The 21,128-nt window shown below is 57.6% G+C and carries 18 protein-coding genes and 1 pseudogene; 7 read left to right on the forward strand and 12 right to left on the reverse strand.

All coding sequences use genetic code 11. The annotated features are described in order from the left end of the window. Nucleotides 1-61: 61 nt before the first annotated feature. The 3 genes from ACF8PE_RS07700 to poxB form a co-directional block, all read right to left on the reverse strand. On the reverse strand, nucleotides 62-1,498 hold the full coding sequence (locus ACF8PE_RS07700; protein ID WP_392494742.1) for a DUF2867 domain-containing protein: 1,437 nt from the start codon (nucleotides 1,496-1,498) through the stop codon (nucleotides 62-64). Between the two features lie 9 nt (nucleotides 1,499-1,507). Continuing rightward, a complete protein-coding gene (gene ltaE, locus ACF8PE_RS07705; RefSeq protein ID WP_130589091.1) occupies nucleotides 1,508-2,509 on the reverse strand; it encodes a low-specificity L-threonine aldolase in 1,002 nt (333 codons plus the stop codon). 154 nt (nucleotides 2,510-2,663) lie between these two features. After that, on the reverse strand, nucleotides 2,664-4,382 hold the full coding sequence (poxB, locus tag ACF8PE_RS07710; RefSeq protein WP_059308389.1) for a ubiquinone-dependent pyruvate dehydrogenase: 1,719 nt from the start codon (nucleotides 4,380-4,382) through the stop codon (nucleotides 2,664-2,666). Between the two features lie 152 nt (nucleotides 4,383-4,534). Between poxB and ACF8PE_RS07715 the strand changes: the two genes are divergently transcribed. Beyond that, on the forward strand, nucleotides 4,535-4,969 hold the full coding sequence (locus ACF8PE_RS07715; RefSeq protein WP_103791990.1) for a DoxX family protein: 435 nt from the start codon (nucleotides 4,535-4,537) through the stop codon (nucleotides 4,967-4,969). Between the two features lie 99 nt (nucleotides 4,970-5,068). On the opposite strand, the gene hcr is transcribed toward ACF8PE_RS07715, so the two are convergent. From hcr to aqpZ, 4 genes are all read right to left on the reverse strand, one after another. Then, entirely contained in the window at nucleotides 5,069-6,037 is a 969-nt protein-coding gene (gene hcr / locus ACF8PE_RS07720) for an NADH oxidoreductase (protein WP_392494743.1), read from the reverse strand. 10 nt (nucleotides 6,038-6,047) lie between these two features. Then, entirely contained in the window at nucleotides 6,048-7,700 is a 1,653-nt protein-coding gene (gene hcp / locus ACF8PE_RS07725) for a hydroxylamine reductase (protein WP_032617316.1), read from the reverse strand. Nucleotides 7,701-7,843: 143 nt separating this feature from the next. After that, the gene (locus ACF8PE_RS07730; protein WP_165717607.1) at nucleotides 7,844-8,743 is read right to left on the reverse strand and encodes a lysine exporter LysO family protein; all 900 of its coding nucleotides are present in this window, start codon (nucleotides 8,741-8,743) and stop codon (nucleotides 7,844-7,846) included. A 130-nt stretch (nucleotides 8,744-8,873) separates the two neighbouring features. Then, the gene (gene aqpZ, locus ACF8PE_RS07735; protein ID WP_392494744.1) at nucleotides 8,874-9,569 is read right to left on the reverse strand and encodes an aquaporin Z; all 696 of its coding nucleotides are present in this window, start codon (nucleotides 9,567-9,569) and stop codon (nucleotides 8,874-8,876) included. Nucleotides 9,570-9,927: 358 nt separating this feature from the next. On the opposite strand from aqpZ, the gene ACF8PE_RS07740 reads away from it, so the two are divergent. Further along, nucleotides 9,928-11,586, forward strand: coding sequence for an ATP-dependent endonuclease (locus ACF8PE_RS07740; protein WP_117385696.1), 1,659 nt, complete (start codon nucleotides 9,928-9,930; stop codon nucleotides 11,584-11,586). Here the strand turns inward: ACF8PE_RS07740 and ACF8PE_RS07745 are convergent. Next, nucleotides 11,583-12,539 (reverse strand): VirK/YbjX family protein, encoded by a 957-nt coding sequence (locus ACF8PE_RS07745; protein ID WP_059308385.1) that lies wholly within the window; start codon nucleotides 12,537-12,539, stop codon nucleotides 11,583-11,585. The two genes, ACF8PE_RS07740 and ACF8PE_RS07745, sit on opposite strands and share 4 nt — an antisense overlap. 159 nt (nucleotides 12,540-12,698) lie before the next feature. Between ACF8PE_RS07745 and macA the strand changes: the two genes are divergently transcribed. Next, nucleotides 12,699-13,814, forward strand: coding sequence for a macrolide transporter subunit MacA (gene macA, locus ACF8PE_RS07750; RefSeq protein WP_032617322.1), 1,116 nt, complete (start codon nucleotides 12,699-12,701; stop codon nucleotides 13,812-13,814). Continuing rightward, nucleotides 13,811-15,751 (forward strand): macrolide ABC transporter ATP-binding protein/permease MacB, encoded by a 1,941-nt coding sequence (macB, locus tag ACF8PE_RS07755; protein WP_059308384.1) that lies wholly within the window; start codon nucleotides 13,811-13,813, stop codon nucleotides 15,749-15,751. Before macA ends, macB begins: the two co-directional genes overlap by 4 nt. Nucleotides 15,752-15,916: 165 nt before the next feature. On the opposite strand, the gene cspD is transcribed toward macB, so the two are convergent. Next, nucleotides 15,917-16,138 (reverse strand): cold shock-like protein CspD, encoded by a 222-nt coding sequence (gene cspD, locus ACF8PE_RS07760; RefSeq protein ID WP_032617324.1) that lies wholly within the window; start codon nucleotides 16,136-16,138, stop codon nucleotides 15,917-15,919. Between the two features lie 321 nt (nucleotides 16,139-16,459). On the opposite strand from cspD, the gene clpS reads away from it, so the two are divergent. Together clpS and clpA are read left to right on the forward strand one after the other, a co-directional pair. Continuing rightward, nucleotides 16,460-16,780: an ATP-dependent Clp protease adapter ClpS gene (clpS, locus tag ACF8PE_RS07765; RefSeq protein WP_032617325.1), complete on the forward strand. Its 321-nt coding sequence runs from the start codon at nucleotides 16,460-16,462 to the stop codon at nucleotides 16,778-16,780. Between the two features lie 30 nt (nucleotides 16,781-16,810). After that, nucleotides 16,811-19,087, forward strand: coding sequence for an ATP-dependent Clp protease ATP-binding subunit ClpA (gene clpA, locus ACF8PE_RS07770; RefSeq protein WP_392494745.1), 2,277 nt, complete (start codon nucleotides 16,811-16,813; stop codon nucleotides 19,085-19,087). Between the two features lie 337 nt (nucleotides 19,088-19,424). On the opposite strand, the gene ACF8PE_RS07775 is transcribed toward clpA, so the two are convergent. Further along, nucleotides 19,425-19,643: a hypothetical protein gene (locus ACF8PE_RS07775; protein ID WP_147320637.1), complete on the reverse strand. Its 219-nt coding sequence runs from the start codon at nucleotides 19,641-19,643 to the stop codon at nucleotides 19,425-19,427. Nucleotides 19,644-20,056: 413 nt separating this feature from the next. Here ACF8PE_RS07775 and ACF8PE_RS07780 point away from each other — a divergent pair, with 413 nt between their 5' ends. Further along, a complete protein-coding gene (locus tag ACF8PE_RS07780) occupies nucleotides 20,057-20,470 on the forward strand; it encodes a hypothetical protein (protein WP_103791993.1) in 414 nt (137 codons plus the stop codon). 264 nt (nucleotides 20,471-20,734) lie between these two features. On the opposite strand, the gene infA is transcribed toward ACF8PE_RS07780, so the two are convergent. Beyond that, complete coding sequence (gene infA / locus ACF8PE_RS07785; protein ID WP_001040187.1) at nucleotides 20,735-20,953, reverse strand: translation initiation factor IF-1; 219 nt, start codon at nucleotides 20,951-20,953, stop codon at nucleotides 20,735-20,737. Beyond that, nucleotides 20,881-21,066 (reverse strand): annotated as a pseudogene (locus ACF8PE_RS07790) (hypothetical protein); the annotation flags it as partial. The gene infA and the pseudogene ACF8PE_RS07790, both read right to left, overlap by 73 nt. Nucleotides 21,067-21,128 lie beyond the last annotated feature (62 nt).

Below are 21,128 nucleotides of genomic sequence, written 5' to 3' on the forward strand. Positions count from 1 at the left end.
CGCATTCTTCCGTGAATTACGCTTGCATGCAATGGGAAACGTGAAAGATTCGCAGTTTTAATTAGACTTTTTCTGTCTTTTGTTCTGCCAGACGGGCAATACGCCGGGCCATGCCGCGGAAGATGAACAGGTGCGCCGGGATCATCAGCAGCCAGTAGAACAGACCGGGCATGCCGTGCGGGTGCCACCAGGCGCGCACGTCCAGCTCCCGGTGGTCGCCTTTGTCCTTAAGGGTAAAACACAAACGCCCGAGGCCGGGGGCTTTCATGCCAAACAGCATCGCCAGCTGCTTCTCCGGCTCGACGATAATCACCTTCCAGCTGTCGACCGTATCGCCGGTTTGCAGCCAGGGTGCCGCCGGACGGCCTTTCGCCAGCTTGTGCCCCACCAGCAGGTCCATCATCGCCCGGGTTTGCCACAGGGCATTGCCAAAGAAGTAGCCCTCTTTCCCGCCGATCTGATTGACCACCTGCCATAAGGCGCTCAGGCTGGCGGCGGTTTTTACCGTACAACCGGCCTGTTTCGGATAATAACCATATTCCGGCCGCCAGCGGGCGAAGGCCTGGGCGTCGTAACCCCAGTCGCTGGAATTTACCAGCTTCTCCTCTTCTTTCAGCGTATTGCGCACCGCGTCATCGAAGCGAATTAATTCCTGCGGGATCAGCGCCCGCAGCGCCCGGTCGTCGGCCAGCAGATCGTGCTTCAGCCCCTGGATTAAGGCTTTGGCGGTGGTCGGCGGTACGGAGGTAATGACGTTTAAAAACCACACTGAGATCCAGCGGGTCGGGAAGGGGATGGGGATCAGCGGGCGACGGCGGCCGCTTACCGCCATAAAATGTTCGAACTGCTGCTGGTAACTCAACACCTCTGGCCCGGCGGCCTCCAGTACCCGGTGCGTTGTGGCCGGGTGATGGAGCAATTCAACCAGATAGTGCAGCAGGTTCTCCAGCGCAATCGGCGTGGTGCGCGAGCGCACCCAGCGCGGCGGGGTCAACACCGGCAGGTTATAGACCATGTCACGCATCACCTCGAAGGCGGCAGATCCCGCCCCGACGATGATCCCGGCCCGCAGTTCGGTGAGCGGGATCCCGGCGCTGCGCAAGGTTTCAGCGGTCAACTGCCTGGCGCGCAAATGGTCGGACTGCTCATGCTCCGGTGCCTGCAACGAACTGAGGAAGATGATCTGTTTGACCGGATTATCTAATAGTACGTCGCGCACGTTCATCGCCACCTGGCGCTCGTGAGCGATAAAGTCTCCCCCTTCGCCCATGCTGTGCACCAGATAATAAAGGGTATCCACCCCTTCAAGCAGGGCCGCCAGTTCCCGCGGCCAGTTAAGATCGATAGCATGGCAACTGACGTTGGGCAGGTGCTGTTTTTGCAGGCGCTCAACGTTGCGTGCCGCAGCCCGGACCTGATACCCGCGTGCGCTCAGGGCGGCCACCAGATGTTGGCCGATATACCCGCTGGCACCCAGCACCAGAATACGTTGCGGCACGTTAGCTCCTTAGCGCTGCAAAAAAGCCTGCCAGTGGGCAACCACTTCGGCAAGCTGCTCGCGGTTGACGTCAAGATGCATCACCAGACGAACCACCGGCGAGGCGTTAATCAGCACTCCGCGCGCCTTCATAAACTCGCCCAGCGCCGCGGCGTTATCATCCCCGACGCGGATAAACAGCATGTTGGTATCGTGACGCATCACATCGGCACCGATCTCGCGCAGTTGCGTCGCCATCCACGCCGCGTTGTCGTGATCGTCTTTCAGGCGAGCAACGTTATTTTTCAGCGCGTACAGACCCGCAGCGGCGAGGATCCCGGCCTGGCGCATGCCGCCCCCGGTCATTTTACGCCAGCGGTTAGCTCGCTTGATGTAGTCGGCATCACCCACCAGCAGGGAACCCACCGGCGCGCCCAGCCCTTTGGAGAGGCAAATGGTGAACGAGTCGCAATATTGCGTGATCGCTTTCAGCTCGCAGCCATACTCCACCACGGCGTTAAAGATGCGCGCGCCATCCACGTGCAGCCCCAGCTTACGCTCGCGGGTAAAGTCCCACGCCGCTTTCAGGTACTCGCGCGGCAGCACTTTGCCGTTATGGGTATTTTCGAGGCTGAGCAGTCTGGTGCGGGCAAAGTGGATATCATCGGCTTTGATTTTGGCCGCGACCTTGTCCAGCGGCAGGGAGCCGTCAGGCGCGGCATCGATTGGCTGCGGCTGAATGCTGCCCAGCACCGCTGCGCCACCGGCTTCGTACAGGTAGTTATGTGCCCCCTGGCCGACGATATACTCTTCGCCGCGCTCGCAGTGGCTGAGCAGGGCCACGAGGTTGGCCTGGGTGCCTGTCGGCAGGAACAGGGCGGCCTCTTTGCCGCTCAGTTCGGCGGCATAACGCTGAAGTTCGTTAACGGTGGGGTCGTCACCGTAGACGTCGTCCCCGACCGGCGCGGCCAGCATCTCCTTGAGCATGGCCTGCGTCGGGCGAGTAACGGTATCACTGCGTAAATCAATCATGTCATATCCTTATACACGTCCTCCTTCGTGCTGCCGCGGCGTTAGTTGCCTCCTCAAACCCCCATCACATCGTGACCTCTGCTTCTGGGGATTTTCGGGCTTGCCGCCTTAATGCAACGCGAAGGATTTTGTGTATGAATTGAAAAGGATATTTTTACCTGAGCCAGTTGGTTTTTGCTAGCTCCAGAACTTCGTCACCGCGACCGCTGATGATGGCGCGCAACATATACAGGCTAAATCCTTTCGCCTGTTCGAGTTTGATCTGCGGTGGGATCGCCAGTTCGTCTTTGGCGACCACCACATCCACCAGCACCGGGCCGTCGGTGGCGAAAGCGCGTTGCAGGGCGTCATCCACCTCCGAGGCTTTCTCCACCCGGATGCCGGTGATGCCGCAGGCTTCCGCGATGGCCGCGAAATTGGTGTCGTGCAGGTCGGTGCCGTCGGTGAGATAGCCCCCGGCTTTCATCTCCATTGCCACAAAGCCCAGCACGCTGTTGTTGAAGACGATGATCTTAATCGGCAGCTTCATCTGCGCCACCGAGAGGAAATCGCCCATCAGCATGCTAAACCCGCCATCGCCGCACATCGCCACCACCTGGCGATCCGGCGCGGTGGCTTTGGCCCCCAGCGCCTGCGGCATGGCATTCGCCATTGAGCCGTGGTTGAACGAGCCGAGCAGGCGGCGCTTGCCGTTCATTTTCAGGTAGCGCGCCGCCCAGACGGTGGGGGTGCCCACGTCGCAGGTGAAGATGGCGTCCTCGTCGGCGTAATGGCTGATCTGCTGCGCCAGGTACTGCGGATGCAGCGCCTTGTCACTGGGCTTCGCCAGGTCGTCCAGCCCTTTGCGCGCGTCACGATAGTCGCTGAGCGCTTTATCAAGGAACTTACGATCGGTCTTCTCCTCCAGCAGCGGCATCAGGGCGGCGAGCGTGGCCTTGATGTCCCCCACCAGCGCCATATCGACTTTGCTGTGCGCCCCGATACTGGCCGGGTTGATGTCGATCTGGATGATTTTGGCATCGGTGGGGTAAAACGCGCGATAAGGGAACTGGGTACCGAGCAGCACCAGGGTGTCGGCGTTCATCATGGTGTGGAACCCGGACGAGAAGCCGATCAGCCCGGTCATCCCCACGTCGTAAGGGTTATCGTACTCCACATGCTCTTTACCGCGCAGGGCGTGAACAATCGGCGCCTTGAGCATGCCCGCAAATTCCAGCAGCTCATCATGCGCACCGGCACAACCGCTGCCGCACATCAGGGCAATATTGCTGGAGTAGCGCAGTAGCTGGGCCAGCTTTTTCAGTTCGGCCTGGGCGGGGGTGACTACCGGCAGGGGAGCGGGATACCAGTGGTTACTGGCGCTTTCCGGGGCCGCCTGCAACGCCACGTCGCCAGGCAACACAATTACCGAGACGCCGCGTTTTAAAATGGCGTTACGCATGGCCAGAGCCAGCACCTGGGGGATCTGCTCTGGCGAGGAGATCAGCTCGCAGTAGTGGCTGCATTCGCGGAACAGTTCCTGGGGATGTGTCTCCTGGAAATAGCCGCTGCCGATCTCACTCGACGGAATGTGTGCGGCGATGGCCAGCACCGGGACGTGATTACGATGACAATCAAACAGGCCATTGATCAGATGCAGGTTACCTGGCCCGCAGGAACCGGCGCAGACCGCCAGCTCGCCGGTGAGCTGAGCCTCGGCCCCGGCGGCGAACGCGGCGACCTCCTCATGACGGGTGGGCATCCACTCGATAGTGTCCATCCGGTTCAGGCTGTCGCTCAGGCCGTTAAGTGAATCCCCGGTGACACCCCAGATCCGTTTTACTCCGGCCTGTTCCAGCATTTTCGCGATGTAGTTCGCCACGGTTTGTTTCATGGTAGTCCGTCTCCTGAATGTGATAACGCTTTCAAGCTTAGATGAAACTCACCGCCATGCTGGTTTAATCCCCCTCATTAATGGTTGCTTTCAATGTGCAATATTTCGTCATATTGTGAGGTGACTTAGGGTGAAAACAGGAATAAATTCAAATGGTTAAATCATTGTTAATTGCTGTTAATGAAAAGCTAACTTGCGACGATACGGGTAAGCTGTTGTTGCGTCTGGCGGTAGGGGGATTGATGCTGTTTCATGGTCTGCATAAGGCCATTGACGGGGTGGGGGGCATTGCAGGCATGCTGGTGGCGAAGGGGCTGCCAGGTTTTATCGCCTATGGCGTATTGGTTGGTGAAGTTATCGCCCCAATCCTAATTATTCTTGGCATCCTCACCCGTCCAGCTGCGCTGGTGCTGGCCTTTACCATGGTGGTGGCATGGTTGATGGTAGGCACCGGTAAAACCTTCGCGCTGGATGCTGTGGGGGCGTGGGCGATTGAGAGCCTGGTCTACTTCTTTGTGGGCGCGCTGGCGGTGGCATTTTTAGGGGCAGGGCGGTATGCGGTGGTGCGCGATCCGGCGTGGAAATAACGCCTCTGCGCCAGTAAAGCCGGGCGACACTGCATGTGCCCGGCCTACAGTTTGCTGTCTATGGCAGGCCCGGTAAGCGCAGTGCCACCGGGCGTTTTATCAGGCCAGCACTAAATCTCCCTGCGGATGACAGGAGCAGGCCAGTACATAGCCTTCCGCCACTTCGGCATCCGTCAGCGTCATGGTGCTGGTGACGGTGTAATTTCCGTCAACCACCTTCGTTTTACAGCAGCCGCACACGCCTGCACGACAGGCGGCCACCACCGGCACGTTATTGCTCTCCAGTGCCTCCAGCAGCGTGCTGCCCACGCGGCCAAAGAAGGTCTGCGCCGGTTGCAGTTTGGTGAACTTCAGCCCACTGGTGGCGGCTTCTGCCACCGGGGTAAAGAACTGCTCTTTAAAGAAGCGGGTCACGCCCAGGGCCTTCACCTCTTCTTCCACGATGCCCATATACGCTGCCGGACCACAGGTCATCACGGTACGACTGGCGATATCTGGCACGCGCTGCAGCAGCTCGCGGCTCAGGCGACCGGCGACAAAACCGGCCGTGGCGTTGTTTTCGGCCACCAGGGTGACCGGGTAGTTACGCCATTCATCCGCGAAAATCACATCCTGCGGCGAGCGCACGCTGAAGATAACCTCCACGTCGGCCTGCGGGCGGTACTTCGCCAGCCAGCGACGCATTGACATCACCGGCGTCACCCCGCAACCTGCGGCCAATAGCAGGAATTTATCGTCTGGCTTATCGTCACAGGTGAAATCCCCCTGCGCGTCGGAGAGCCAGAGATAATCCCCACGTTTCACTTCACGGGTCAGCCACTGCGAGCCTGCCCCCTCATCAATGCGGCGGATGGTCAGCGTAATGTACTCGCTGATGCCAGGCGTTGAGGAGATAGTGTACGCCCGCAGCGTCTCCGCTGAGTTACGCACGCTGACCAGCGCATACTGCCCGGCACGATACGGATAGTAGTCGTGGCAGAGCAGTGACAGGGTCCAGACGTCCGGCGTTTCCTGATGGATGTGATGAACCTGCATCCGCCATGGGCACTGATGGGTTGGCATTGTCATTCTTTACTCCTTACGCGCTCAGCAGTTGCTTCATGTCTTCTTCAACGGTGGTCACGGAACGCAGACCAAACTTCTCGTTGAGGACGGCCAGCAGATCCGGCGTAAAGAAGCCTGGTGCGGTCGGGCCGGTGACGATGTTTTTCACGCCCAGCGACAGCAGGGTCAGCAGGATCACAATCGCTTTCTGTTCGAACCAGGAGAGCACCAGCGACAGCGGCAGGTCGTTCACGCCGCAGCCCAGTTTTTCAGCCAGGGTGACAGCCAGAATGATTGCCGAGTAAGCGTCGTTACACTGACCGGCGTCGATCAGACGCGGCAGGCCTTCGATATCCCCGAACTCCAGCTTGTTGAAACGGTATTTACCGCAGGCCAGGGTCAGGATCAGGCAGTCATCCGGTACGCTGGTGGCGAAATCGGTGAAGTAATTACGTTCCCCGCGTGCGCCGTCGCAGCCGCCCACCAGGAAGATGTGACGCAGTTTTTCACGGCTCACCAGGTCGATCAGGGAATCCGCGGCACCCAGCAGGGTCTGACGGCCAAAACCAACGGTGATCAGGTGTGGAATTTCGCTGTACGGGAAGCCCGCCATCTGCTGTGCCTGGGCGATCACCGGACCAAAATCGTCACCCTCTAGGTGGCTCACACCCGGCCAGCCGACAATGCTGCGGGTCCAGATACGATCGTCGTAAGCGCCAACGGTTGGGTCGATGATGCAGTTAGAGGTCATCACGATCGGGCCAGGGAAGCGGGCGAACTCGACCTGCTGGTTCTGCCAGCCGCTGCCATAGTTACCGATCAGATGTTTGAATTTGCGCAGCTCAGGGTAGCCGTGGGCAGGCAGCATCTCGCCGTGGGTGTAGACGTTCACGCCGGTGCCGTCGGTCTGCTCCAGCAGGTTATAGAGATCTTTCAGGTCGTGACCGGAGATCAGGATGCACTTGCCTTCGGTCGCTTTGACGTTGACCTGAGTCGGCGTTGGGTGGCCATATTTGGTGGTTTCACCGGCATCCAGAATGCTCATCACCTTGAAGTTCATCTGGCCGATTTCCATGGAGCACTCCAGCAGAGCGTTCATGTCGGAAGGCCAGGTGCCCAGCCACGCCATAATTTTGTGGTACTGGGCGTAGATATCGTTGTCGTACTGATCCAGAACGTGCGCGTGTTCCATATAGGCCGCGGCACCTTTCAGGCCGTACAGGCACAGCAGACGCAGGCCGAGGATGTTCTCACCGATCGCCGCTTTGTCTTTGTTCGGGGTAAAGTCTGCCGCCTGACGTTGCAGGTCGCCGAGATCGTCGCTCACCAGTTGCAGGTCGGCCATAGGGTTATCGACGCGGGCATTGGCATCAACATTCAGGGACTGCGCTTTCAGGGCGTCACGCAGGGCAATGGCTTCGCGGGCATAGCCTACAATGCGTGGTGAATCGAAGTTGACGTTCGTCAGGGTAGAGAAAAACGCGCGTGGAGCGAAGTTATCAACGTAATGGTCGATAATGCCATATTCCCGGGCTTTTACCGCCCAGGCGGATAAACCTTGCAGGGCTGCAATCAGCAGATCCTGCAGATCGGAAGTTTCTGCGGTTTTACCGCACATGCCCTGTGCGTAGGAGCAGCCGTTGCCAGCTGGGGTACGGATGGTTTGTTCACATTGCACACAAAACATAATCACACCTGTTAAAGTTATATTTGATATACATGTTTAAGATTATGCTTGCGGCGATACGGTGAAAAGGGCTTTCTTCCACTAAGTAGAGGGTTATTGATTTAGCGCAATTTTGGCGATAGAAGGCTACCGCCTAAGAAGTATCAGGCGGAGAAGAACGCCATCATGATCGGTACCAGCAGGCTTAAAATAAAGCCGTGAACGATGGCCGCAGGTACCATCTCCAGCCCGCCCGAGCGTTGCAGCACCGGCAGGGTAAAGTCCATCGAGGTGGCACCACACAGGCCCAGCGCCGTGGAGCGGCTACGACGGACCAGGCCCGGAATAAGCATAATGGCGATCAGCTCGCGGCCTAAATCGTTAAAGAAGGCGGCGCTGCCAATGACCGGGCCAAAAGATTCGGTTAACAGAATGCCGGACAGAGAGTACCAGCCAAAACCGGAGGCCATTGCCAGGGCGGTATTGAGCGGCAGGTCGAGAATAAAGGCGTTGATCACCCCCCCCACCAGTGAACTGCCTACCACGATGACGGCGACCATCATGCCGCGGCGATTAAGGACAATCTGTTTTAAGGTCATGCCGTTATTTCGCAGCTGAATACCAATCAGGAACAGCAGGAAGATCAAGGTATATTCGCTGGCCTCGGTGGCGTGTTGTAAAAAGGCGAACCCGGTCAGACCCAGCATAAAACCGAGCACCACCACGCCGCATAATTTCAGTGACTCCAGCGCCATGGCGATACGCGACGGTAATTTTTCCTGATGATGGTGGTTTTTCCACGGAATAACGCGTTCCAGCCAGAAGAGGGCCGCAATATTGCACAGCAAAATAACCCCTATCGTAATGACGGAGTAATGCAGGATCGAGAGCAGGTTGGTCGCCAGATTATCGAGGAAGGCGAGGCTGATGCCCATAAAAAACAGAATGACGTAAACAATCCAGCTCAGTAAACGGTTGATCAGTTTTAACGCTGACAGCTGACGAAGAGGAATGAGATAACCCACGATCAGCGGGATCAGAATGATTAAGAGTCCTGAAAACATGAACAACCGGTCCTTTATATGAATGGCGCAGTGACACTACCCAATTCAGGCGGTTCAGTAAAGGTAGAAAATGGGGGGAGGTGCGGTTTAAGGCCGGGCGGCGCTAACGCTTGCCCGGCGCGGCGTTGGTTCAGTCGCGTTTTTCCAGCAGGGTGCGGTACAGCACGCCGCCGAGGATACCGCCGACAATCGGCATCACCCAGAACAGCCACAGCTGATCCAGCGCCCAGCCGCCCTGGAAGAGCGCTACTGCGGTACTACGTGCCGGGTTAACTGAGGTGTTGGTCACCGGAATGCTGATCAGATGGATCAGGGTCAGCGCCAGGCCAATCGCAAGGGGGGCAAAACCGGCCGGGGCGTGTTTGTCGGTGGCGCCGTGGATCACCAGCAGGAAGCCGGCGGTCAGCACAATTTCAATGACGATGGCAGACAGCATCGAGTAACCGCCCGGCGAGTGCTCGCCAAAACCGTTCGCAGCAAAACCGCTGGCCGCGGCATCAAAGCCTGCTTTACCGCTGGCAATCAGATACAGAATCGCGGCCGCAATAATGCCGCCAATCAGCTGGGCAATAATATAGCCAATAATCTCTTTTGCCGGAAAACGGCCGCCCGCCCATAAACCTAATGTAACCGCCGGGTTAAAATGTCCGCCGGAAATATGCCCCACGACATACGCCATGGTTAATACCGTTAAGCCGAAGGCCAGAGCAACCCCGACAAAACCAATCCCTAATTCCGGGAAACCTGCCGCCAGCACGGCGCTGCCGCAGCCACCAAACACCAGCCAGAATGTACCAAAACATTCCGCTGCTAATTTTCTGAACATAACCACCTCAATGAAAAAAGGCGCAAGTCTGCGCCATTGTTATTTATCGCCAATAGGGCGATGAGTTTTGAAACGCCATTATTTTAAAAATGAATATCCCCCCTCACCAGCGAAATAAATAAGGTAAATTTGATGTAGGGCAAGGTGATGCCTTTAAGTAAAAAACGCATGGCGGAATTTCCGGCAGCAAAACGATTACGCGGATATTTTTATTTCGGATGAAAGCTGGCGGCTGAATATTTAATTTTTTTTAAATTTTCATATGACTATTCTACTGATAATCGGGTGTCCGTTCGGCCGTGCTGGGGTTATACTCCTGATAACTTAAAGGAAAAAGTTCATCTCTCCCGGAGGGTACATGTTGCTGGAACGTGTGGAAATCGTGGGGTTTCGCGGCATTAACCGTCTGTCGCTGATGCTGGAGCACAACAACGTGCTGATTGGGGAAAACGCCTGGGGTAAATCCAGCCTGCTGGATGCCCTGACGCTGCTGCTCTCCCCTGAATCCGAACTGTATCATTTTGTCCGGGAAGACTTCTGGTTCCCTCCCGGGGATCTGCTGGGACGTGAACACCATCTGCATATTATTCTCACCTTCCGTGAATCCGAGCCGGGCCGCCATCGCGTTCGTCGCTACCGCCCGCTTGCCGACTGCTGGGTGCCCTGCGATGACGGCTATCAGCGCATCTTTTATCGTCTTGAAGGGGAGCTGGCCAATGACGACAGCGTGCTGACCCTGCGCGGCTTTCTTGATACTGATGGCAATCCTCTGAAGCTGGCGGATATTGATGAGCTGGCGCGGCATCTGGTGCGCCTGATGCCGGTGCTACGCCTGCGCGACGCCCGCTTTATGCGCCGGATCCGCAACGGCACGGTGCCCAACATGCCCGACGTGGAAGTCACCGCCCGCGAACTGGATTACCTGGCCCGCGAGCTGGTGGCCCGGCCGCAAAATTTAACCGACGGCCAGATCCGCCAGGGACTGTCTGCGATGGTTCAGCTGCTGGAGCACTACTTTACCGAGCAGGGCACCTCGCCGGTCCGCAACCGGCTGATGCGGCGGCGATCCCATGATGAACAGCGCAGCTGGCGCTATCTCGACATCATCAACCGGATGATCGACAGGCCCGGCGGCCGTTCGCACCGGGTGATCCTGCTGGGGCTGTTCTCAACGCTGCTGCAGGCCAAGGGCACGGTCCGGCTCGACAGGGATGCCCGCCCGCTGCTGCTGGTGGAAGATCCCGAGACGCGCCTGCACCCGATTATGCTATCTGTGGCGTGGCATCTGCTCAACCTGCTGCCGCTGCAACGTATCACCACCACCAACTCTGGCGAGCTACTGTCGTTAACCCCGGTCGAGCACGTCTGTCGCCTGGTACGCGAATCATCCCGTGTCACGGCTTTTCGTCTCGGGCCGGGGGGGATGAACGCCGAGGACAGCCGCCGGATCGCCTTCCATATTCGCTTTAATCGCGCCTCCTCTCTGTTCGCCCGCTGCTGGCTGCTGGTGGAAGGGGAGACCGAAACCTGGGTAATCAACGAGCTGGCCCGCCAGTGCGGTCACCACTTCGATGCAGAAGGGATTAAGGTCATTGAGTTCGCCCAGTCGGGCTTAAAACCGCTGATCAAGTTTGCCCGGCGGATGGGCATTGAGTGGCATGTGCTGGTGGACGGCGACGAGGCGGGCAAGAAATACGCCGCTACCGTGCGCGGGCTGATCAATAACGATCGGGAAGAGGAGCGCGCGCACCTGACGGCGCTACCCGCCATGGACATGGAGCACTTTATGTACCGCCAGGGATTCTCGGACGTCTTTCATCGGGTGGCGATGATCCCCGACGATGTTCCCATGAATATGCGGCGGGTGATCATGAAAGCCATTCATCGCTCGTCGAAGCCCGATCTGGCGATTGAAGTGGCGATGGAGGCCGGGCGGCGCGGGGTTGAAGCAGTGCCGACCCTGTTGCGGAAAATGTTTTCCCGCGTGCTGTGGCTGGCGCGCGGGAGAGCCGATTAACGGCCGGTGGCCTGGTTGACCTGCTCGATCAGGCTGTCCAGCAGGGCAAAGCGGCGGCGGTACTCGGCGCGCTTTTTGCTGGCGATCTCCTCCATCGGTTTACGCGGCATGGCGAGCGGCAGACGGAAATTGCCGTCATCGCTGCGTTCGCCGCCCAGCGACGCCCAGAAACTGTCGTAATCGGCCAGCAGTTTGCCCTCTTTTTTCTTGCGATAGCGCCAGCTGCGATAGATATGGGTGCTGTTGCTCACTGCCACGATCTGCTCTACGGCGAGGGCGCTGCCCAGCGTCATGGCAGCCTCCACCAGCAGACGTTTCGGGAACAGGCCGTGACAGGCTTTGGTGGCGCTCTGGATCGCCTCGTGCGGCACAAAGGCTTTTGCCCCCTGCATCCCGCCGATAAACAGCGTCGCGGTGCCGTTAACCTGGCACAGCGTGAAAGTCATCTCTGCCAGCACCGTCTGCTGCGCGTCGCAAAACGCCAGCGTGGCTTCACCCTCTTTATCCAGAAAGGCATCGGCGCACAGGCGCAGGGTAAACTGCTGATCGTCTTTGCCCGTCAGGGTCAGTAACGTCACCCCTTCCCGGGAGAGATAGCCGTTCATCAGCGCCGCCGGGAGCTGGCGCTGCATTGTCTGATAGTGCCAGCTTAGCGCCTGCAGGGTTTGCTGACGGTTGATGGCAACGGATAACCACGGGCGGTGCAGGCGGCAGGGCAGCCCCGGCTGTACCTGCAACAGCTGCAGTAACTGCGGCTGTTTTGCCAGGCTTGTCAGCAGGCGGGCAGTGCTGAATGGCGTCATCAGCGATCGCAGCATAAACTTGCGGCGGTAGGCCGGATTGCGCCAGGCAAGCCCGGGGGTTAATCTCCCGGAGGCCAGGCTTTGAAACAGCTGCCAGCCCGATTTGGGTTGCGGTTGATGTGAATAAGATGACTCTGCGATGGATGACATAATCAATACCGGTCTTGTTGCAAGGTCTTTATTTCAGCAGGGGTTTTATCAACCTCTCCTCAACGATTTTCATCCATCCCGACAAGCAGGGGTTTCGTTGAGGAACGGTTTAGTTAGAATCAACAGTTATGTAAGCCAGAATATCTATTTGGAATATTTATGAACTTCAAGGGAAAACGCAGGAAGCTGTTTCTGCTGCTGGTGCTGATTGTACTGGTGGCTGGATTCTGGCTGTGGCAGGTGCTAAACGCGCCGGTGCCGCAATATCAGACACTGATTGTCCGTCCGGGCGAACTGCAGCAAAGCGTGCTCGCCACCGGCAAGCTGGACGCGCTGCGCAAGGTAGACGTGGGCGCGCAGGTCAGCGGGCAGCTGAAAACGCTGTCGGTAGAGATCGGCGACAAAGTACAAAAGGGGCAGCTGCTGGGGGTCATTGACCCGGAGCAGGCCGAAAACCAGATCAAAGAGGTGGAGGCGACCCTGATGGAGCTGCGCGCCCAGCGCAGTCAGGCCGAAGCGGAGCGTAAGCTGGCCCAGGTAACCCTGAACCGTCAGCGGCAGCTGGCCGCAACCCAGGCGATCTCACAGCAGGATCTGGATACCTCAGTGACCGAACTGGCCGTTAAACAGGCCCAGATCGGCACTATCGATGCGCAGATCAAACGCAATCAGGCCTCACTGGACACGGCCAAAACCAACCTCGACTACACCCGTATCGTCGCCCCGATGGCCGGGGAAGTGACGCAAATTACCACCCTGCAGGGGCAGACGGTGATCGCCGCCCAGCAGGCACCGAACATCCTGACGCTGGCGGATATGGGCACCATGCTGGTGAAAGCCCAGGTTTCCGAGGCGGATGTGATCCACCTTAAGCCGGGACAAAAAGCCTGGTTTACCGTGCTGGGCGATCCGCAAACCCGCTATGAAGGGGTACTGAAAGACATTCTCCCGACGCCCGAGAAGGTCAACGACGCCATTTTCTATCACGCCCGTTTTGAAGTGCCCAACCCGCAGGGAGTGCTGCGTCTGGACATGACCGCGCAGGTGCATATCCAGCTGGCCGGGGTCAAAAACGTGCTGACCATACCGCTGGCGGCGCTGGGGCAACCGGCGGGAGATAACCGCTATAACGTGAAGGTGCTGCGTAACGGCGAGACGCGTGAACGTGAGGTGAGCCTCGGCTCGCGTAACGACACCGATGTAGTAGTGGTGAAAGGGCTTGAAGAGGGCGACGAGGTGGTTATCAGCGAGAGCCAGCCCGGGGCGGCTAAATGACCGCGCTGCTGGAGCTGATTGATATCCGCCGGAGCTACCCTTCCGGCGACGGGCCGGTGGAGGTGCTGAAGGGCATCACGCTGCAGGTCGAGGCCGGGGAGATGGTGGCGATTGTCGGGGCCTCAGGTTCCGGTAAATCGACGCTGATGAACATCCTTGGCTGTCTGGATAAACCCACCAGCGGCACCTACCGGGTCGCCGGGACCGATGTCGCCACACTGGACAGCGACGCGCTGGCAAAACTGCGGCGGGAACATTTCGGCTTTATCTTTCAGCGTTACCATCTGCTCTCGCACCTGAGCGCGGCGCAGAACGTCGAAGTGCCGGCGGTCTATGCCGGTGTGGAGCGCAAAAAACGCCTTGAGCGGGCGCAGGCGCTTCTTACCCGGCTGGGGCTAGGGGAGCGGGTGGATTACCAGCCCTCGCAGCTCTCTGGCGGCCAGCAGCAGCGGGTAAGTATCGCCCGGGCGCTGATGAACGGCGGGCAGGTGATCCTTGCCGATGAACCGACCGGGGCGCTGGACAGCCACTCCGGGGAGGAAGTCATGGCGATCCTGCACCAGCTGCGGGATCAGGGGCATACGGTGATCATCGTCACCCACGACCCACAGGTGGCCGCGCAGGCCGGGCGGATCGTGGAGATCCACGACGGTGAGCTGGTGAGCAACCCGCCTGCCACGCTTAACGCCACCCGACGTCAGGAGGTGGCGCTACCGCCGCCGTCCGGCTGGCGGCAGTTTGCCAGCAGTTTCCGCGAAGCGCTGACCATGGCCTGGCTGGCGATGGCCGCCAACAAGATGCGGACCCTGTTAACGATGCTCGGGATCATCATCGGTATCGCCTCGGTGGTGTCGATTGTGGTGGTAGGCGATGCCGCCAAACAGCTGGTGCTGTCCGATATCCGCTCCATTGGCACCAACACCATAGATATCTATCCCGGCAAAGACTTTGGCGATGATGAGCCGCAGTATCAGCAGGCGCTGAAATATGACGATCTGGCCGCTATCCAGAAGCAGCCGTGGGTCAATTCCGCCACCCCGGCGGTGTCGCAGAATTTGCGTCTGCGCTACGGCAATATCGACGTGGCCGCCAGCGCCAACGGCGTTAGCGGCGATTACTTTAACGTCTACGGCATGACCTTCAGCGAGGGAGGCACCTTCAACGCAGAGCAACTGGCGGGCCGGGCGCAGGTGGTGGTGCTGGATGCCAACTCCCGGCGACAGCTGTTCCCCAACAAATCGAAGGTGGTGGGCGAGATCGTCCTGGTGGGCAATATGCCCGCGACGGTGATCGGCGTGGCGGAAGAGAAGCAGTCGATGTTTGGCAGCAGCAAGATTTTACGTGTCTGGCTGCCGTACACCACCATCTCCGGGCGCATTATGGGGCAGTCATGGCTGAATTCGATCACCGTGCGCGTGAAGGAGGGCTACGACAGCGCCCAGGCGGAGCAACAGCTTGAGCGCCTGATGACGCTGCGCCACGGGAAGAAAGATTTCTTCACCTGGAACATGGACGGCCTCTTGAAAACGGCGGAAAAGACCACACGTACTCTTCAGCTCTTCCTCACGCTGGTGGCGATCATCTCCCTGCTGGTCGGGGGAATTGGGGTAATGAATATCATGCTGGTGTCGGTGACCGAGCGTACGCGCGAAATCGGCATCCGCATGGCGGTCGGCGCCCGGGCCAGCGATGTGCTGCAGCAGTTTTTGATTGAAGCGGTGCTGGTTTGTCTGGTGGGCGGTGCGCTGGGGATTTCGCTCTCCCTGTTAATTGCCTTTACGCTGCAGCTGTTTTTACCCGGCTGGGAAATTGGTTTTTCACCGATGGCGCTGTTAACGGCCTTCCTCTGTTCTACCTTTACCGGGGTTCTGTTTGGCTGGCTGCCCGCAAGAAATGCCGCGCGGTTGGATCCGGTGGATGCCTTAGCCCGGGAGTGAGTCTGTTGCCGGGCGGCCGCTACGCCTAACCCGGCCTACAAAAATTTGTAGGCCCGCGCAAGCGCAGCGCCGCCGGGCATGAAGCCGTACGGCAGCCCGCAAATAAAAATGCCAGCGTATCGGGCTGGCATTTTGAGTGAGGGGTGTACACAATGAAACAGAGGGCTATGCCACCACTTCTGCTTCGATGGGCACAATAACGCTGGCATGATTGCCTTTTGGCCCGAGGTGTACATCGAACCGAACGGCTTGTCCGGCTTTCAGCGTTCTGTAACCATCCATCTGAATGGTGGAGTAATGCGCGAAGATGTCTTCGCCGCCGCCTTCAGGGCAGATGAAACCAAACCCTTTGGCGTTGTTGAACCACTTAACTGTACCCGTTTCCATGCTTCGACATCCTTCGTAAATCTTATTGAGTTAGATGTAATGAACCGGTGATGGAGTGGGGGCTGTTCAAAACCTCGCCAACTCACGCCTGTACAATTTAGATAAACCAGATAGATCGTCAAGCATTTGCCGGTGAAGGGAGGGGGAAAATGAGTCAAAATTTGAAGCAGTTAACGCTATTGACAGGTATTGTGACAGACATCGCGGATGGCAATAATAGATGTGAGTTATCTGACATCTGAGGTAGATTCAGGTTATGTATAGCCTCCTGTCAGCATCAGAACCGCGACCGGAGACCGTAAACGAAGATGACGACTGACAATGGGTAAGACGAACGACTGGCTCGATTTCGACAAGCTGGCGGAAGATAAAGTGCGCGACGCGCTAAAACCGCCATCTATGTATAAAGTTATGTTAATGAACGATGACTACACGCCGATGGAATTTGTTATTGACGTGCTACAAAAGTTCTTTTCTTATGATGTAGAACGTGCAACGCAACTGATGCTTACCGTTCACTATCATGGCAAAGCCATCTGCGGTGTTTTTACTGCAGAAGTCGCAGAGACGAAGGTGGCGATGGTGAACCAGTATGCGAGGGAGAACGAGCATCCGTTGCTGTGTACGCTGGAAAAAGCCTGAATAAGGCAATGAAAATTGGGGGAGGTGCCTATGCTCAATCAAGAACTGGAACTCAGTTTAAACATGGCTTTCGCCAGAGCGCGTGAGCACCGACATGAGTTTATGACGGTCGAGCACCTGCTGCTTGCACTGCTCAGTAACCCATCCGCCCGCGAAGCGCTTGAAGCCTGCTCCGTGGATCTGGTGGCGCTGCGTCAGGAACTTGAAGCCTTCATCGAACAGACCACACCTGTACTGCCCGTCAGTGAAGAGGAGCGCGACACGCAGCCGACGCTCAGCTTCCAGCGTGTTCTCCAGCGTGCGGTATTTCACGTCCAGTCCTCAGGGCGTAGCGAAGTCACCGGTGCTAACGTGCTGGTTGCCATCTTCAGCGAGCAGGAGTCGCAAGCGGCCTACCTGCTGCGCAAACACGAAGTCAGCCGCCTCGATGTGGTGAACTTCATCTCTCATGGAACGCGAAAAGACGAGCCGAATCAGGCATCCGATTCCGGTCATCAGGTCAACAGCGAAGAGCAAGCAGGCGGGGAGGAACGTATGGAAAACTTCACCACCAATCTTAACCAGCTTGCCCGCGTCGGCGGTATTGACCCGCTGATTGGCCGCGAGAAAGAGCTGGAACGGGCGATCCAGGTACTGTGCCGCCGCCGCAAGAACAACCCGCTGCTGGTGGGGGAATCCGGCGTCGGTAAAACGGCCATTGCTGAAGGGCTGGCCTGGCGCATTGTGCAGGGCGACGTTCCGGAAGTGATCGCCGATTGCACCATCTACTCGCTGGATATCGGTTCGCTGCTGGCCGGAACCAAATACCGCGGTGATTTTGAAAAACGGTTTAAAGCGCTGCTGAAACAGCTGGAGCAGGATACCAACAGCATCCTGTTTATCGATGAGATCCACACTATCATCGGCGCCGGTGCCGCCTCTGGTGGCCAGGTGGATGCGGCCAACCTGATTAAACCGCTGCTCTCCAGCGGCAAGATCCGAGTGATTGGCTCGACCACCTACCAGGAGTTCAGCAATATTTTCGAAAAAGACCGCGCCCTGGCGCGTCGCTTCCAGAAAATCGACATTACTGAACCGTCCGTTGAAGAAACGGTGCAGATCATCAACGGCCTGAAACCGAAGTACGAAGCGCACCACGATGTGCGTTATACCGCGAAAGCGGTGCGTGCCGCGGTGGAGCTGGCGGTGAAATACATCAACGATCGCCATCTGCCGGATAAAGCGATCGACGTGATCGACGAAGCGGGCGCGCGCGCGCGTCTGATGCCGGTCAGTAAGCGCAAGAAAACGGTCAACGTGGCGGATATCGAATCCGTGGTGGCCCGCATCGCGCGTATCCCTGAGAAGAGCGTTTCTCAGAGCGACCGCGATACCCTGAAAAACCTGGGCGATCGCCTGAAAATGCTGGTCTTTGGCCAGGATAAAGCGATTGAGGCCTTAACCGAAGCCATCAAGATGGCCCGTGCCGGACTGGGGCATGAGCACAAACCGGTCGGTTCTTTCCTGTTCGCCGGCCCGACCGGGGTGGGGAAAACCGAGGTGACGGTGCAGCTCTCCAAAGCGTTGGGCATTGAGCTGCTGCGCTTTGATATGTCCGAGTATATGGAGCGCCACACTGTCAGTCGTCTGATCGGTGCGCCTCCGGGCTATGTGGGCTTTGATCAGGGCGGCCTGCTCACCGACGCGGTGATCAAGCATCCGCACGCGGTTCTGCTGCTTGATGAGATCGAGAAGGCGCACCCGGACGTCTTTAACCTGCTGCTGCAGGTGATGGATAACGGGACGCTGACCGACAACAACGGGCGCAAGGCAGACTTCCGCAACGTGGTGATGGTGATGACCACCAACGCCGGGGGGCGTGAGACCGAGCGTAAATCCATCGGCCTGATCCATCAGGATAACAGCACCGATGCGATGGAAGAGATCAAGAAGGTCTTTACGCCGGAATTCCGTAACCGTCTGGATAACATTATCTGGTTCGATCACCTGTCTACTGAGGTGATCCATCAGGTGGTGGATAAGTTCATCGTCGAGTTGCAGGTTCAGCTGGATCAGAAAGGGGTCTCCCTGGAAGTGAGTCAGGAAGCTCGCGACTGGCTGGCAGAGAAAGGCTACGATCGTGCGATGGGCGCGCGTCCGATGGCGCGTGTTATCCAGGACAACCTGAAGAAACCGTTGGCTAACGAACTGCTGTTTGGTTCGCTGGTGGATGGAGGCCAGGTGACAGTAGCGCTGGATCAGGCGAAGAATGAGCTGACGTATGACTTCCAGAGTGCGGCGAAGCATAAGCCGGAAGCGGCTCACTAAGACTGTTGCGTGATGATAAAAGCCGGGCGAAAGCCCGGTTTTTTTATGGCTGCTTTTTGCTTCTTATTGTGGGGGGAGTGAGGGCGGCGGGCTGCACAGTATGTCCCTACGGTGGTGGTTCCGTTCACTTTACGATCTGTATTTCTCTGTAAGCCACGTCACCCGTGAACGTGTTAAGGGGGCTTGCCGCCGCCCCCTTAACAATCCCGGCTCCCGGCAAAGAAAATCGCCGCTTCGCGGTGCCCTCAGCTTATTCCGCCAGGCTTTCGGGTCGGGCACCAGCCTGCATCCCTGCAGGCTATGCCCTCTCGGCGCGTCCCTGCGCCTCGCCCCGGCCTTACGGAAACGCTTCGGCGATTTTCAGCCGGACCAGGTCATCGCTGGGAGTGTTGAGGCAAATCTTTGCCGCTGTCATGGCTGCATGCTCGATCGGTTCGGAAAGGGTTAAGATGCCTTCTCGGCGCGTCCCTGCGCCTTGTCCGGCCTTGCGGAACGCTTCGGCGATTTTCAGCCGGACCAGGTCATCGCTGTGAGTGATGAAGCAAATCTTTGCCACTGTCCTGGCTGCATGCTCGATCGGTTCCCTCTCCCTTGAGGGAGAGGGTTAGGGTGAGGGGGAACCGCGCGCACGATCGTAAAATTTTGCGAGGCGTTATCCAGAATTTCAACAGGGATATTGCTGGATAAAACCCCAGTATTAGAATGGCGATGCACCTGCAAAATCAGGTGCCAGGATTGGCGTCCTGACCTAACTCCAGAAATGATGTTGCATTCGCAACCATCAGCGGTTTCGTTCACTCTTTTGGAAGCTGCGGATATAATCCGCATATTCAGATTATGGTGGGCTGGGCCTGGGCTTCTTTGAAGCGCCGATTTTACTGGGATGTTAGTCGGTACGCCAACCTGGTTCAGTCCACCGCCTGAGTTGGCGTTCGGGTGGTCAGTATATTATTTACGGAGATTATAATTATGGATAATTACAACATCCCCCAGCTATACAGCGAACTCGAACTCAATACGCCAGATCTCTCCACGCTTGCCGCGCGCTGTAACCTGCTTACCGAAATTCTGGTCGATTGCAATTCGCTGCCGCAAACACAGCCCATCTGCCGTTGCCTTGCTGCATATCTGGACGCATTCAGAAGTGAGCTGGAAAAATCGATGACCGATTTCCGCGTGCTGGAAGAGGATGAGATCCCACCGATGCACAAGCAGGAGTGGTTGCTCGACAGCACCGAAGCCCAGTGCAATTACTGCCGGGCGTTAAACCATGTGCTGTTGGTGTCGCATTTCGACCGCGATATGTTGCCGCACCTTACCGGCCTGCTGTACGAGATCAGCCATGCGATGCTGGCCGATCTGACCGTGGTGCACGTCCACTGAGTCGGTGCCCCAACGTTGAAGTTAGGCAACGTGTTTGATATCAAGGCGCGGCGGGAGAGCCGTCTGTTCGCGACCTAAATGAGCTGGGATAAAGAGGATCGGAATGCCATCAATGATGACTCCGGCAGCGCAGGCTTTACTGCGGGCGGGACAGGGAATGTTGGCGGACAGACTGAAATCGGGTGTTGACCTCTGCTGAATAAAAAAAGGCCGGGATAACCCGGCCTTTAGTATTCTCTCTACGCCATTTGCGGCGAAAAACTCTTAGCGACTACGGAAGACAATGCGGCCTTTGCTCAGGTCGTACGGGGTCAGCTCAACAGTCACTTTGTCGCCCGTCAGAATACGGATATAGTTCTTACGCATCTTACCGGAGATATGCGCGGTAACAACGTGACCGTTTTCCAGTTCTACGCGAAACATGGTGTTAGGCAACGTTTCAAGAACGGTACCCTGCATTTCAATATTGTCTTCTTTGGCCATCTAATCCTCTGGGGTATCACTACCAAGTTTTGAACCGGCAAGATAATGCCGAAATTCATCAATTAAGTAAAGATTTGCGCGTTTAAAACGCAGCAAAGCAGTTTCAGCGTATTACCCGGACGTCACGGTTCGACCGTACGAAAAGCGCATACGTAAAGGGGAGGTGGCAGGATAA

Source organism: Leclercia sp. GLN_9 (assembly GCF_043105735.1).
In the GTDB taxonomy this organism is placed as follows: Bacteria; Pseudomonadota; Gammaproteobacteria; order Enterobacterales; family Enterobacteriaceae; genus Enterobacter; species Enterobacter adecarboxylatus.

What these genes read in the sequence shown, in the direction of transcription:
- ltaE (WP_130589091.1), bottom strand. Translation starts at nt 2,509, where the DNA reads ATGATTGATTTACGCAGTGATACCGTTACTCGCCCGACGCAGGCCATG.
- poxB (WP_059308389.1), bottom strand. Translation starts at nt 4,382, where the DNA reads ATGAAACAAACCGTGGCGAACTACATCGCGAAAATGCTGGAACAGGCC.
- ACF8PE_RS07715 (WP_103791990.1), top strand. Translation starts at nt 4,535, where the DNA reads ATGGTTAAATCATTGTTAATTGCTGTTAATGAAAAGCTAACTTGCGAC.
- hcr (WP_392494743.1), bottom strand. Translation starts at nt 6,037, where the DNA reads ATGACAATGCCAACCCATCAGTGCCCATGGCGGATGCAGGTTCATCAC.
- hcp (WP_032617316.1), bottom strand. Translation starts at nt 7,700, where the DNA reads ATGTTTTGTGTGCAATGTGAACAAACCATCCGTACCCCAGCTGGCAAC.
- ACF8PE_RS07730 (WP_165717607.1), bottom strand. Translation starts at nt 8,743, where the DNA reads ATGTTTTCAGGACTCTTAATCATTCTGATCCCGCTGATCGTGGGTTAT.
- aqpZ (WP_392494744.1), bottom strand. Translation starts at nt 9,569, where the DNA reads ATGTTCAGAAAATTAGCAGCGGAATGTTTTGGTACATTCTGGCTGGTG.
- ACF8PE_RS07740 (WP_117385696.1), top strand. Translation starts at nt 9,928, where the DNA reads ATGTTGCTGGAACGTGTGGAAATCGTGGGGTTTCGCGGCATTAACCGT.
- ACF8PE_RS07745 (WP_059308385.1), bottom strand. Translation starts at nt 12,539, where the DNA reads ATGTCATCCATCGCAGAGTCATCTTATTCACATCAACCGCAACCCAAA.
- macA (WP_032617322.1), top strand. Translation starts at nt 12,699, where the DNA reads ATGAACTTCAAGGGAAAACGCAGGAAGCTGTTTCTGCTGCTGGTGCTG.
- macB (WP_059308384.1), top strand. Translation starts at nt 13,811, where the DNA reads ATGACCGCGCTGCTGGAGCTGATTGATATCCGCCGGAGCTACCCTTCC.
- cspD (WP_032617324.1), bottom strand. Translation starts at nt 16,138, where the DNA reads ATGGAAACGGGTACAGTTAAGTGGTTCAACAACGCCAAAGGGTTTGGT.
- clpS (WP_032617325.1), top strand. Translation starts at nt 16,460, where the DNA reads ATGGGTAAGACGAACGACTGGCTCGATTTCGACAAGCTGGCGGAAGAT.
- clpA (WP_392494745.1), top strand. Translation starts at nt 16,811, where the DNA reads ATGCTCAATCAAGAACTGGAACTCAGTTTAAACATGGCTTTCGCCAGA.
- ACF8PE_RS07780 (WP_103791993.1), top strand. Translation starts at nt 20,057, where the DNA reads ATGGATAATTACAACATCCCCCAGCTATACAGCGAACTCGAACTCAAT.
- infA (WP_001040187.1), bottom strand. Translation starts at nt 20,953, where the DNA reads ATGGCCAAAGAAGACAATATTGAAATGCAGGGTACCGTTCTTGAAACG.